16 protein-coding genes and 1 tRNA gene are annotated in these 12,269 nt (G+C 60.5%); 6 read left to right on the top strand and 11 right to left on the bottom strand.

Going from position 1 to position 12,269, the window contains the following annotated elements; genetic code table 11:
* Window positions 1-5 precede the first annotated feature (5 nt).
* From AC0L3S_RS07260 to AC0L3S_RS07250, 3 genes are all read left to right on the top strand, one after another.
* The gene (locus tag AC0L3S_RS07260; protein ID WP_473278577.1) at window positions 6-437 is read left to right on the top strand and encodes a phasin; all 432 of its coding nucleotides are present in this window, start codon (window positions 6-8) and stop codon (window positions 435-437) included.
* A 339-nt stretch (window positions 438-776) separates the two neighbouring features.
* Window positions 777-853: transfer RNA gene (locus AC0L3S_RS07255), tRNA-His, on the top strand.
* A 987-nt stretch (window positions 854-1,840) separates the two neighbouring features.
* Entirely contained in the window at window positions 1,841-2,383 is a 543-nt protein-coding gene (locus tag AC0L3S_RS07250) for a methyltransferase domain-containing protein (RefSeq protein WP_473278576.1), read from the top strand.
* A gap of 143 nt (window positions 2,384-2,526) precedes the next feature.
* On the opposite strand, the gene AC0L3S_RS07245 is transcribed toward AC0L3S_RS07250, so the two are convergent.
* Together AC0L3S_RS07245 and AC0L3S_RS07240 are read right to left on the bottom strand one after the other, a co-directional pair.
* On the bottom strand, window positions 2,527-2,706 hold the full coding sequence (locus AC0L3S_RS07245; RefSeq protein ID WP_473278575.1) for a hypothetical protein: 180 nt from the start codon (window positions 2,704-2,706) through the stop codon (window positions 2,527-2,529).
* 132 nt (window positions 2,707-2,838) lie between these two features.
* Window positions 2,839-3,882 (bottom strand): restriction endonuclease, encoded by a 1,044-nt coding sequence (locus tag AC0L3S_RS07240; RefSeq protein WP_473278574.1) that lies wholly within the window; start codon window positions 3,880-3,882, stop codon window positions 2,839-2,841.
* Window positions 3,883-4,274: 392 nt separating this feature from the next.
* Here AC0L3S_RS07240 and tenA point away from each other — a divergent pair, with 392 nt between their 5' ends.
* A complete protein-coding gene (tenA, locus tag AC0L3S_RS07235) occupies window positions 4,275-4,949 on the top strand; it encodes a thiaminase II (protein WP_473278572.1) in 675 nt (224 codons plus the stop codon).
* Window positions 4,950-5,238: 289 nt separating this feature from the next.
* Here tenA and AC0L3S_RS07230 read toward each other — a convergent pair whose 3' ends face one another.
* The 7 genes from AC0L3S_RS07230 to AC0L3S_RS07200 all read right to left on the bottom strand — a co-directional run bounded on the left by AC0L3S_RS07230 (window position 5,239) and on the right by AC0L3S_RS07200 (window position 9,856).
* Window positions 5,239-5,373, bottom strand: a complete 135-nt coding sequence (locus AC0L3S_RS07230; protein WP_473278570.1) for a hypothetical protein — start codon at window positions 5,371-5,373, stop codon at window positions 5,239-5,241.
* Window positions 5,373-5,534, bottom strand: coding sequence for a hypothetical protein (locus AC0L3S_RS07225; protein WP_473278569.1), 162 nt, complete (start codon window positions 5,532-5,534; stop codon window positions 5,373-5,375). Before AC0L3S_RS07225 ends, AC0L3S_RS07230 begins: the two co-directional genes overlap by 1 nt.
* Before the next feature lie 46 nt (window positions 5,535-5,580).
* A complete protein-coding gene (locus tag AC0L3S_RS07220) occupies window positions 5,581-6,051 on the bottom strand; it encodes a hypothetical protein (protein ID WP_473278568.1) in 471 nt (156 codons plus the stop codon).
* Window positions 6,052-6,092: 41 nt separating this feature from the next.
* Window positions 6,093-6,605, bottom strand: a complete 513-nt coding sequence (locus AC0L3S_RS07215) for a hypothetical protein (protein ID WP_473278567.1) — start codon at window positions 6,603-6,605, stop codon at window positions 6,093-6,095.
* A gap of 216 nt (window positions 6,606-6,821) precedes the next feature.
* Window positions 6,822-7,757, bottom strand: a complete 936-nt coding sequence (locus AC0L3S_RS07210; RefSeq protein WP_473278566.1) for an AEC family transporter — start codon at window positions 7,755-7,757, stop codon at window positions 6,822-6,824.
* Between the two features lie 6 nt (window positions 7,758-7,763).
* A complete protein-coding gene (locus tag AC0L3S_RS07205) occupies window positions 7,764-8,687 on the bottom strand; it encodes an HpcH/HpaI aldolase/citrate lyase family protein (RefSeq protein WP_473278565.1) in 924 nt (307 codons plus the stop codon).
* A 2-nt stretch (window positions 8,688-8,689) separates the two neighbouring features.
* Window positions 8,690-9,856, bottom strand: coding sequence for a CaiB/BaiF CoA transferase family protein (locus AC0L3S_RS07200; protein WP_473278564.1), 1,167 nt, complete (start codon window positions 9,854-9,856; stop codon window positions 8,690-8,692).
* A 322-nt stretch (window positions 9,857-10,178) separates the two neighbouring features.
* On the opposite strand from AC0L3S_RS07200, the gene AC0L3S_RS07195 reads away from it, so the two are divergent.
* Both AC0L3S_RS07195 and AC0L3S_RS07190 read left to right on the top strand, forming a co-directional pair.
* Complete coding sequence (locus AC0L3S_RS07195) at window positions 10,179-10,529, top strand: hypothetical protein (protein ID WP_473278563.1); 351 nt, start codon at window positions 10,179-10,181, stop codon at window positions 10,527-10,529.
* Between the two features lie 437 nt (window positions 10,530-10,966).
* On the top strand, window positions 10,967-11,644 hold the full coding sequence (locus tag AC0L3S_RS07190) for a ParA family protein (RefSeq protein WP_007596685.1): 678 nt from the start codon (window positions 10,967-10,969) through the stop codon (window positions 11,642-11,644).
* 78 nt (window positions 11,645-11,722) lie between these two features.
* On the opposite strand, the gene AC0L3S_RS07185 is transcribed toward AC0L3S_RS07190, so the two are convergent.
* The gene (locus tag AC0L3S_RS07185) at window positions 11,723-11,902 is read right to left on the bottom strand and encodes a hypothetical protein (protein ID WP_027565323.1); all 180 of its coding nucleotides are present in this window, start codon (window positions 11,900-11,902) and stop codon (window positions 11,723-11,725) included.
* A 98-nt stretch (window positions 11,903-12,000) separates the two neighbouring features.
* A complete protein-coding gene (locus AC0L3S_RS07180) occupies window positions 12,001-12,147 on the bottom strand; it encodes a hypothetical protein (protein WP_166517545.1) in 147 nt (48 codons plus the stop codon).
* Window positions 12,148-12,269: the final 122 nt, after the last annotated feature.

Below are 12,269 nucleotides of genomic sequence, written 5' to 3'. Positions count from 1 at the left end.
TACCCATGACAGGTGCGACTGATCCGTTTTCTGCCTCGATCATTCCGTTCGAGGTCCCCGAGCAGGTGCGTGCGTTCGCCGAAAAGGGCGTGTCGCAGGCCCGCGAGAACTACGCCAAGTTCAAGGACGCCGCCGAGACCCACAACGGCACCGTCGAGGCCGTGTTCTCGTCCGCCCACAAGGGCGTGAGCGAATACACCGCCAAGCTGATGGAGTTCGCGAAGGCCAACACCAAGGCCCATCTCGACTTCACCCAGGAGCTGTTCAGCGTGAAGGCGCCGCAGGATGCGTTCGCGCTGTGGACCAGCCATTCCAAGTCGCAGCTCGAGACCTTCCAGGCCCAGGCCAAGGAGCTCGCCGAGATCGCCCAGCGCGCGGCCACTGCCGCCGCCGAGCCGATCAAGGCCTCCGCCGCGAAGCTCTACCCCGCCGCCTGAGCGGAGTGGGCCGCTTAAATTAGGAAACCCGGGCCTAGAGCCCGGGTTTTTCTTCACCTCTCCCGCTCATGTCCGCCGAAGCCTTGGCGAAGGCGGATGCGGGAGAGGCCGGGAGAGGGCTCTCTCCTCAACGAGAGTGTCGCCACCAAGCGGGCGAGGGGAGCGCAACCTCGCTACGGTCGCCATCAAGCCTGATTTCATTGCGCTGAGGGTGATTTACCCCAGTTTTTCGTCCGTTTGCGGCCTTGCCAAAAACGGCCGTTGCACCTAGTTTCCGCCCCGTCCAGCCCCCCTTGGTTCTCGGCCCTATCAAGGGCGCCCCGGGCGGCTCGCAAGGATGCAGTTGTAGCTCAGTTGGTTAGAGCGCCTGTCTGTGGAACAGGAGGTCGGTGGTTCGAGCCCACCCAACTGTACCAGTGCAGTGGATCAGTCCATCTTCTACTAACTTACTGGACCTGCGGCGCGCTTTCCCGAGCCCTTGACCTGCGCGTCGGCTCCTAGAGACAGGTCAGGTCCGCTCGCGGCTATAGTCGAAGCGGCTATAGCCGAAATTGCTGGGCGCTCTGCCATCAACGACAGGACTGGACAGACGCCGGAGGCGTTTACCTACCAAAACCGCCTAGCGCCGAAGCACGAATCCAGGATTACCGAAGCCTTGCCTGTAGCGAACGCCGCTATCACCAGCGCAGCTATGAGAGCGAAGAATAGCAGTGTGGAAGTCTGACCTTCCACACTGAAGCCGGACCAGCCGACGGACACACGTTCACGTTGGTGTTGCTCGCTCATCTTGCAGTACCTCCCGCAAGGCTGTCTATCAGTAAATGCGCGGTGGGCGATTCGGACAAGGGCAATCCTCACCGGCCTAGGGTCGCTCGCCCAAGCGCTAGCAACGTTGTTCACAAGCAAGGCGCCGAGCTTGCTTATTTCGGCCCCAATGTTTGCAGCCCAATGAAGAGCTGTATCGGCATTTGATTCGATGGAGTCTTGAAGTTGGACCAGGTTAGCCAGTGCTCGGTCTGCCATGGCATCGGCTTGAAATATTTGCCTTTCGACTGCGTACCATCGAACGAGACGCCTGAAACGACAACGACAGGCTGTCCCACTTGTGAAGGGACAGGCAAGAGGAAACCAGCGCCGTTCGTCGATCTTCAAGTCTTTCAACACCCCGGCGGCCAGCTCCTTGGCGTTTTCCGAATGCACGATCCGCGGCCGAATAAAGCGAGTCTTTACTCGACGGCTATGCCCGTCGGAGAGGCTCTGAGGAACGCGCGTTACGTCGCGCGTTCTAAATCGGTCGAACTCGTGATTAACGATCCGCATGGAAGACTGAGTACGCGCGCCGCTGGCTAGCGGCGGCTGGAGCGTCAGGTCGTTAGAACTGGGAAAAATGTACAGCCCGAAATTTGCGACAACTTAGGGCCGATGCCCTCCTTGGCGAACTCACTCCAAATGAGTTTGACCGCCTGATCCTCCTCGACAAGTCAGAGGACATGATCTTTTATTCGCGAAAGTTCAGCCAAATCGCTGACCTGGTGGTCGGCGATGCCTTGGCACTCCCTTTCGAAGGCAACACATTTTCGTTGATAGTAGCTTCCCTTGCCGATCCGTTTAACGAGTCCCGTTTCTGGAATGAAGTCCAGCGCACGCTAAAATTGGGAGGCTACTGCGTCTTCACTACGCCTTCTTACGATTGGGCATCGTCATTTAGAATGCGGTCAGCCGAGGAGCAGCGTGGGGCCGCACTCTTCCAGACGCGAGAAGGCGAACGAATTTATCTTCCTTCTTTTGTAGAGCCAGAGGCTACTCAGAGGAGAATGATAGAGAACGCAGGGTTACGCTTGCTTCAAACAAATAGCATAGGCGCCGCTGACATTCCGGAGCCGCATTCTTCAAAGATAGCAGGGTGCGACAGCGTCGTATCGGGGTACATTGTCCAGCGTGGCTAGGAGATCGGATCATATCGTTCAGCTATTTTCTGGGCGCTGCGTACCCCGCATTACAGATGCAAGCCCCGGCCATTGCTGATCTAGGCTTCCTTTGGATAGGGAGCCAGGCTTCGATCTATCTTGATCCGCACGGGGACGGGGGCCTAATCGTCCATGACCTTAGCCACCAGCGGCGCAAGCTCTTCCTGGGCCCTTACTGAAACGTCAGCTTCCTTCGTTTCGTCGAAGGAATCTTTTTCTTTGGCGTCAATATAGAAGAGCCCGACCTTTCGATCTTCATAAATGAGCGGAAAGCAAAAATAGGAGCGGCGCTTAAAGATCACATCCTATCTAGGACTACGGTGACAGTGCATAAAACTCCGCGACCGCAGTGAGATCAACTTCGTGCACCGTCACCGAAATTGCAGCCAAGGCGCGATAACTCTGTCGCTATGGACATCGTGGACACAGTGCAGTCAAGCCTCATCCCCAGATACGGGCGCCCAGATTTGTTTGAGGCGTAGCTTCCCTTTAGTCTCGTCCGAAAGACGGTCGTAAGCTCGAAAAAGCGCTGTCAGCAAGTCCGGCATCTGCCAAAGCCGCAGCTTGAAAAAGTGGTGATCGAGTTCCCTCTGTGCCGGTGCGTTAACTCCTCCGATGCTCACTAACAATCCTGTCGAGGCTTGGACATTAGACATAGAACCAATCAGGCGTAGCACCACGTCATGGTTGGCTGCGCCGTCTCCAGATTTCACCTGCACGCACATGCGGTCTTGGCCAAGACCGAGCACGCCACCAGCTGCGAGGATATCCACGCCACCGTCGGGGCCGGGGGGTGACACCTTTGTTTTATAACCCTCGACACTCAGGATTTCAGCTACCAACTCGGCCAATGCATGGCCTGCGAACTCGGAGCTTATTAGAGATATGATTTGCTGATTGGCGATCTCCTCAATATCGGTCGCGTAGTCCGCCTCCTCAGTTTCGTCGTCGGAGACGTGTACAGACGCCTTTCCCTGTGCGCCTAACAACGCGCCCGGGTCGATACCGGTGTCAAGCAGCGAACGTACTCGCTCAAAGGCGCCGTTGCGTTTGATTTCACAAATAGTCATGAACGCGCCGAAGGAATGACGCAGATCCTGCTTGAAAGCATCGCGCGGTATGGATGTCTTGAGCCATGTCACCGAGCGGGAGTGCCGATATGTGTCGTCGGCGCCATAGGCGTACTCACCTGTGACCCTTCCTATGGCGACTCCGTTCGTTACCTTCCGTGGCATCACCGCAAGATCGCCGATCTGGATTGTGTGCGCGAACTGGTTGAGTTGGGCAGCAAAGTTTTTCAGTGTATTCTGTGCTGCTCCGGGCAGTGCCTGCTGTAGATGAGCCAGGATCGCGTTTCGGCCTTGCAAGGGTCCCAGGTCGCCTACCTCGAGGAAGCCTGGCAGGAGTCTGTTCTGTTCTATCGCAGCAAGCTCTCGCTCTCCGTGCTTCCCAGCGCGAACAATCCAGAGGCGAGCCATCGGGTCATATCCTGCTAGTGTGTGGCGCTATGATTTAAAACAACGCTGCCGCTCGAGCGATTGAAGCTCTGCGTGGCACACAATTTCTGTTAGCCACGCAACGCATATATATTGCGCGGACTACTATGACCGCGCATCGGGCCGGCGAATTTTGGACCCGGGGGTGGGGTCCATCACGTCTGCCCTAGCACGTTCCCCGCGATAGGTGGACTATCGAACGGAATTACGGGATAATGTGATGTTGCACAAGACTCTCGACCCGGGGAGGGCCCCATCCGCAACGCTGCCCAAAGCCCGTTTTGTCCGCGGTCGCCGTAGCTCCCCAATTCGCAATGCGCTATCGGTAGCGAGCCAAAGACGTTCATGCGCAAGCACCCCAGGCGAAAAAGATCGTGAGTTTCTTCGAGCGTCTCAAGACAGCAGCATCCGTCGAGTGGCGGGCTTACACCGAGCATCCCTTCACGAACGGATTGGCGGACGGCTCGCTCCCCGAAGCGGCGTTTCGTCACTACCTCGTTCAAGACTATCTGTTCCTCATCGAGTTTGCGCGCGCCTACGCGCTCGCGGTCTACAAGTCGCCCAGGCTTGCCGACATGCGTGAAGCAGCGGCCGGCCTTTCGGCCATCCTCGATGTCGAGATGAACCTGCATGTGAAGCTCTGTGCCGATTGGGGTCTGTCCCCGACCGACCTTGAACAGGCCGCTCCAGCAGCCGAGATGCTGGCCTATACACACTACGTGCTCGACGCGGGAATGCGCGGCGACCTGCTGGCACTCAAGGTGGCGCTTGCCCCCTGCGTGATCGGGTACGCGGAGATCGCAACGCGGCTCGCCTCGCTCCCCCTCGCGGACGCTGCGACGAACGCCTACCGCGTCTGGATCGCCGAGTACGCCGGCGCGCCGTACCAGGAGGTCGCTGCCAAAGCGCGGGCGCATATGGAGCATCTCGCCGATCTCTACGCCACGCCGGCCCGCGAGGCAGAGCTGATGGCGATCTTCAAGGAAGCCACCCGCCTCGAGGCGGACTTCTGGGAGATGGCCTGGCGCGCGGGCCAGCGTGTTCAATAACTCTTTCGGCAGTCAGGATGGGGGCGACGGCTCGGCACGCCACGACGCAGGATCGGTCGCTTTCGTTCCCCCATTTCAGGAGAAATCGGCGTCGGGCAACGCCGAACCTTTTCACGACCTTGGGTGTTTGTTTTGCGGCAGGACTGACAACGCTGAGGAGCTGAGACATGAACGGACTTATCTATCTGGTCGGACTCGTCGTCGTGGTTGGTGTGGTGCTCTCGTTCCTGGGCCTGCGCTGATTTGATATTTGGGAGGTGGTGCGGCGCGCTCGCTAGGCTCTGACACCTCACCTCGCCACCACCCACACCACCGGCCACATCACCGCCGCCAGCAGCGTGCCCAACGCCACAGCTACCGACACCGGGTTCACGAGCCGCTGATACTGCACCGCGAAGATGTAGGCGTTGGCGCCGGTCGGCATCACAGCACGATCACGCCGGCTGCGATCGGCGGCAAGGCGAGCGGCTTTGCCATGACGAACGCGGCCGCCGGCATCGCCAGCAGTTTCAGCGCGCTCATTGCGACGGCGCTCAACGTCTCGCCCCTGACCTCAAACCGGCGCAGGATGATACAGAGCGCCATCAGTGCAGAATCACGGTAGCAGCACTCTTACCGGAACGACGTTTCGCTAGTCCTTCCCGATGTCAGGGAGCACCTGCTCGTACGGTCGATCAAAATCAATCATTACGCGGCCCGGTATTTTATTGATTTCGAGATTTCGGATCAGAAACGCACGTGTTCCAAACTTGTTGCGGTACTCTTGTCTTGCCGTATCCCAGTTGGTGTATTCACAGTATTTTGCGGAAGGCAGACCACAGCGGTCTTCATTCGAGATTTGTGCAAATCCAAGTGGATGCCAATCACGCGAAATGCTGCCAACGAAAGCGTGCGCAGAGTAAGTTGAGTTTTTGCAAGCAAACTCGTAGGTTAAAGCGCAGTAATGTGGATACTTGTCGGAGAAGTGATCCAGTTTGAACGACGGAATGCTGGTGATTGCGAGGTCCTGCAGCTCGTTGGTGTTCAGCGCATTCGTACCGTCCAGGAGCTTCTTGGTGAGCTGCGTCTGTATCTCCCTGCGATCCTCGATCTCCTTTATCACTTGTAGGAGGCCCCGCGAGCTGGCCGGGAATAGCGCTGTGTTCAGCGGGAATATAATGGCTGATACTCGTTTGATGCTTTTCTTGCTTTGCCCGACCTTGGCCAGCGCATCCGCGAGCCGACCAGTTCGTCATAGCTTGCAACAAACGAATAGAGCTGATCGGAAGGCCCCAGCTTGGTTAGGCGGTCGAGCGCGAGGCCGGGCTCTCCTGCAGGATCATAGGCGATCAGGCGGACGACCTTTTTGACTTCGGCGTTGTCCTCGAGATTCTTGAACGCCCGGTCGGTCGACATTCTGGGAATGGTGACAACATTGAGCAGCGCGACACTTGGGCCCGCCGCGGAAAAGATCATGCCGCCTATCAACGAGAAATAGAGAATGATCTTCATCGATAAAGGAAATTCATCAGGCTTGGATGTTGCTGCTTTGTAAGTAAGGCCGATTGCTGCCACGAGAAGGGAAAGCCCGACTGCTGAAAGAAACGCGCTGGAGGATGAATCGGTGACGAGCCGGAATATCGTGCCGATGCTATCAATGATCTCTTTGATACCCATATCGTGGGCTCCTGAAATGAGTGAGTCAATTTGCCCGTAGAAATGTCTTAATGTATCATCCTGTGGTTGTTACGAAAAGCTCAAATTGCGAGGCGGAGCCTGCGCACGTCTTGGGCCGGGATCCAATGCGCCGGCTGCTACCTTGAAGCGACGTGGTGATTGCAGTGCAGCGAATTGCTCGTTGTGGCCACGAGCTGGGTGGGCTTGCAAGTCGACCTATCTCACCACCCACACCACCACCGGCAGCGTCACCGCCGCCAGCAGCGTGCCCAGCGCCACGGCTCCCGACACCGGGTTCACCAGCCGCTGATACTGAACCGCGAAGATGTACGCATTCGCGCCGGTCGGCATCGCCGCGAACAGCACGACCACGCCGGCCGCGAGCGGCGGCAGGTCGAGCAGCTTTGCCAGCACGAAGGCGGCCGCCGGCATCGCCAGCAGCTTGAGCGCACTCATGGCGAGGATGCCGAGCTTCTCGCCCTTGACCTCAAACCGAAACAAATTGATGCCGAGCGCGATCAGCGCCGCCGGCGAGCCCGCCTGCGCCAGCAGCTCGACGGTCCGGTCGACGACGGGATGGAGCCCGAGGCCGGTGAGGCGCCAGAGCAGGCCAATGCCGATCGCCAGCATGATCGGGTTGCGGGCGAGATCCAGCAGCACCGGCAGGATCAGCGAGGCGGCCGAGGCGGTCTGCTTGCGGTCGACCAGCTCCATCTGCAGCGTGCCGCAAAGCCAGAGCAGCGGCGTGTTCACCGACAGGATCAGCGCCATCGGTCCTGCCGCCTCGTTGCCCAGCGCCGACAGCGTCAGGGGAATGCCGAGCATCACGATGTTGCCGTAGACCGAGCCGATCGCGAACACGACGCCGTCCTCGCGGTCCTCGCGCCGCTGCCGCAGCAGCGCCGAGAGCACGAGTGCCGCGACCCAGGTCAGCGCGAGCGCGCCGTAATAGGCGCCCCACATCCGCCACGGGCTGACGCCGGAAAATTCCGAGACGACGATGGTGCGGAACAGCAGCGCGGGGATCGCGATGCTGAAGGCGAATTCGCTGATGCCCTTGTGCGCGGTTTCGGAGACGAAGCGAAACAGCACCGCGGCATAGCCGGCCGCGATCAGCGCAAACACCGGCGCGACGATCAGCATGGTGGCCATGCGCCGCTACGACCCCATCTCGATGATCCGGCGCGCCATGCGGACATTGGCATAGTCGATCATCTTGCCGTCGAGGGTCACCGCGCCCTGGCCCTGCGCCTCGGCCTGCTCCATGGCCTCGACCACCCGCCGCGCGTGCGCGAGCTCGGTGTCGGACGGGACGAACGCCCGCAGCGTCGGTTCGATCTGGTCGGGATGGATCACCTGCTTGCCGTCGAAACCCATCGCGGCGGCCTTGAGCGCGCTGCTTTCAGTCAATTTGCTATCCCGGAACGCGCCGCACGGACCGTCGATGGCACGCAGGCCGAACGCGCGCGCGGCCACCAGCAGGCGCATCATCGGATAGGCGAACAGGTCGAGCGGAGCGGAGGCATAGCCGCTCTGGGCGGAGCCGACGTGCCGGTAGCCGTCCGGCGACGCGCCGATTTCCGAGGAGCGGGCGCCGATCGAGGCAGCGAAATCCCCGACGCCGAGATGAAGGGCGGCGACGCTGTCGTGCGCGGCGGCGAGCGTGTCGACATTGACGAGACCCAGCGCGGTCTCGATCAGCAGTTCGAGCTTAACAGGCGAGGCGCGATCAGGCGCGGCCGTGCGCAGCTGATCGGCAATGGCGGCGATGTCGCTCGCGCGCTCCGCCTTCGGCACGATCACCGAATCCAGCCGGGGGAGTGCTGCGAGCTTGCGGATTTCCTGCGCGATGAAGGGGCTGTCGACGGCGTTGAGCCTGACGGCGACGACCTTGTTGCCCCAATCCAGCGCGGACAGCGCCCGCGCCGCTTCCTCCAGCGCCGCGCTCTTCTCGGATGGCGGCACCGCGTCCTCGAGATCCATGAACACCGCGTCCGCGGCCGAGGCAGCAGCTTTGGCGACGAGACGGGAGCGATGTGCGGGAACAGCCAGGTAGACCCGCGTCGGCCGCTGAGGCGCCATCGTCATGTCTCCTTTGCGAGACCGAGCTCGCTGAGGATGGATGGGTTGTGCTGCCCGACGTCAGGCACCGGATCCATCCGCGGCGACAGGCCGGGAATGGTGAGAGCCGGCAGGAAGCTCATCACCGGTCCGCAGGGAGAGCCCACCGTTTGCACCCGGGCGCGGGAGCGGAGCTGCTCGTGCTCCAGGAACGCCTCGACCGAATTCAGATGCGCGTTGGCGATCGAGGCCTCGTCGAGCAGCCGCAGCACCTCGTCACTGCTCATCGCTGCAAACCGCTGCTCGATATGGACCTGCAGATCGTCCCTGTTCTGCATCCGCAGCGGATTGGTGCGGAAGCGGGGGTGGTCGGCGAATGCCGCATCGCCAAGCACGATGGCGCACAGCGATCGCCATTCCCGGTCGTTCTGGATGCCGAAGAAGATCGTGTTGCCGTCGCCGACGCGGAAAGGGCCATACGGCGCTATCGTCGCATGCTTGGCCCCGGTTCGCGGCAGCGGCCGGCCCGTACTCTGCGTGTAGAAGGCGGGATAGCTCATCCAGTCCGTGATGGAATCGAACAGCGAGGCCTGGAACGCGGTGCCCTTGCCGGTGCGCTCGCGGCGATACAGCGCCATCAGCACGCCGTTGAGGATGTACATGCCGGTGGCGATATCGACCACGGAAAGTCCGACCTTGGCGGGCTCCGCCTCGGTGCCGTTGATGGCGAGGACGCCGGCCTCGCACTGCACCAGGAGATCGTACGCCTTCTTGTTGCTGTAGGGACCGCCCGCGCCATAGCCCGACACGTCGCAGGCGATGATCCGGGGAAATTTCCGCAGCAGCGATGCGGCATCGAGACCGAGCCGCTCCGCCGCGCCGGGCGCCAGGTTCTGGATGAAGACGTCGGCCTGCGGCAGCAGGGCCTCGAGCACTTTCTGGCCCTCAGGACTCTTGATGTCGATGGCGAGGCTCTCCTTCGACCTGTTGGTCCAGACGAACTGGCTCGACATCCCGTTCATCACGTGATCGTAGTCGCGGCAGAAATCGCCATCGCCCGGCCGCTCGATCTTGATGACCCGCGCGCCCCAATCCGCAAGATGCCGGCTGGCAAGAGGAGCCGCGATCGCCTGCTCGAGCGAGACCACCGTCACGCCCGACAGCGGCAGCTCCGCCTCATTTTGCTCCATGCAATCGTCTCCGTCCCGCTCACGCTTTTGTCCAGCGCAGGAGACAAGCCGACCACCCCACGCACGTTCTGTGATGATGGCATCATGCGCCTGTTTTGCCCGACGAGTCAAATCCAATTTCGTAAAATCCGCAAAACGCGATTCACAAAGTTCAATCGGTACATGGACTTGGCTACTGTGCATGGGGTTGTTTTCGCGTTTTTGTTTTAGGGGGGGCCCTGTTGCCGAGACCGCACACGTCGCGGCTTTCGCATCTCGCCTCGGTTGCCAACGAACCGCCGTTCACCCACTATCCGCTCCGACTCGACATTTGGGGGGATCGATGCCGCCGTTCCGTTTCAAGAAGACCTTGGCTGCTGCGATCACGGGGATCGCCCTGGCCGTCCTGATCCATCCGGGTGAAGGCTTTGCCTACTCCCAGGAGGAGCAGCAGGCCTGCACCCCCGATGCGATGCGGCTGTGCGGCGAGTTCGTTCCGAACGTCGACGCTATCACCGCCTGCATGATCCAGAAGAAGTCGCAGCTCTCGCCGCAGTGCCGGGTGTTCTTCCGGCCGGGGCCGGAGCCGGGCATGGCGGCCGCACCCCGTGCCGGCAAGCCGACCAGCATCGCCCCTAAGCCCACGAAGAAGAGCACAAAGACGGCCAAGAAGAAGAAATCCAGCGAAGGCTGAGTGCGGGCACCGCGTTCCCTTTCTGAAACTCGATCATGCCCGGGCCACAGCGCGCAGTGCGTTTGAAGTCCCGGGCATTTGCGTGTCCGGCCCTCGTTCGCTGTCCCCTTGAGTCAAACTGACCCAGCCATCAGCCCCGCACCAGCCACCGGACTCGTTTTGTTCGCCTTCCTGTGCGGACGCCTGCGACAAGGCGGGATGGAAAACGAGTCACGGAATGGTTTGCGCGGCGAGGTTGCATTCCATTTTTTCCCGCAGGACTGCTCAATAAATGCACGATTGCCGGCGTGAAGCCGTCGTCGCACGCAGCAGTGTGACTCAAAAGCCAACGCGCTTTGTTATTTCATGGCGCCGACATAACTTATGATAAATTTTTCTTTCCCGAATCACCGCGGTGATTCATTTTCGCCGCCTGGGGTCAATCTGGAGGCAGAGGTATGAACGTTATTGTTTTTGCATCGCGTAAAGGTGGCTCAGGCAAGAGTACGCTGGCCGCGCATCTCGCCGCGCAGATCAAGGCGACCAAGCCGATCCTGCTCGTCGATGCGGATCCGCAAGGCTCGCTCACGCTGTGGCACAAGCTGCGTGGCACCAACGAGCCGCCGATCAAGTCCGCGGTGAACTCGGTCAGCGGCATCGTCTCCGCTGCCAAGCGCGACGGTTATGAATGGGTGTTGATCGACACGCCGCCAAACCTGTCGGCCGTCGTCGACGACGCCATCCGCAATGCCACCATGGTGGTGATTCCCGCCCGTCCCGGCGTGTTCGACGTCAACGCGGTGCAGGAAACCATCCAGATGTGCCGTGCGGCGCGCAAGCCCTACGCGGTCGTGCTCAACGGTGCGCCGGCGCGCCGCGACGAGTCCGAAAGCCCGATCGTCACCATTGCCCGCGAGGCACTGGCGAAGTTCCGTGCTCCGGTGTGGGGCGGCCAGATCACCAACCGTTCGGATCTGCTGATGGCGCTGAGCCACGGCGAGGGCGCGCGGGAATATCAGGCCGAGAGTCGTGCGGCCCAGGAAATCGCAAGGCTGTGGGCGGCGATCGAACGTTCGGTAAAGGCTATTCGCGGCACGGCGTCGGCGTCCGGCGCAATGCACAAGCAGGCGGCATAATTTTTCATAAATCATTCCCCGGACGAAAAACGCGCGGACATCCGCGCGTTTTGCGTTTTTGGGAAGATGACTTTGCCGCTAGGCCACCATCAGCATGTAGAACACGATTACCGGCGACAAAGTGAGGATCACCGACCAGATGCCGGCGGCCCAGAGAATGTCCTCGGTGGTGAAGCCCTGCTGTCCAGCGTCGTAATGCGACGCCACTTCGTTATGACTATTCACAAACGCCCCCGCGATTTCTTCGCTTATGGGCATGAACGCTACGCGTGATGTTTTAAAATTCCGGGTCGCAGTTTCGCGCGCTTTCGAACACAGGTGCTACCACGGGTTAACCATCCGGGTCTGCGCAGGCATCACGCCAGCCACACTCGAAACACCAGCACCGGCATCAGGCCGAGCATCACCGCCCAGAAGCCGAACGACGACACCACCACAATTCCCCGCAAGAAATCGGCGGACGCGAACATGTCTGCCGCCGTCGGGCGGATGCGTTGCCCCATGATCATTCCCCCATTTGAAAAGACTTTGAATGAAGACGGTAGCCGCGATTGCGTAAACGAGCCGTAGCAGCGCCATGCGGCAGCAGCGAAGGCCGTTGGGGCGTGGTTAACCACGGCACGCT

This window comes from Bradyrhizobium sp. Ken01, assembly GCF_055807355.1.
The sequence above is the reverse complement of the archived record's forward strand: the minus strand, read 5'-3'. Positions and strand labels throughout refer to the sequence as shown.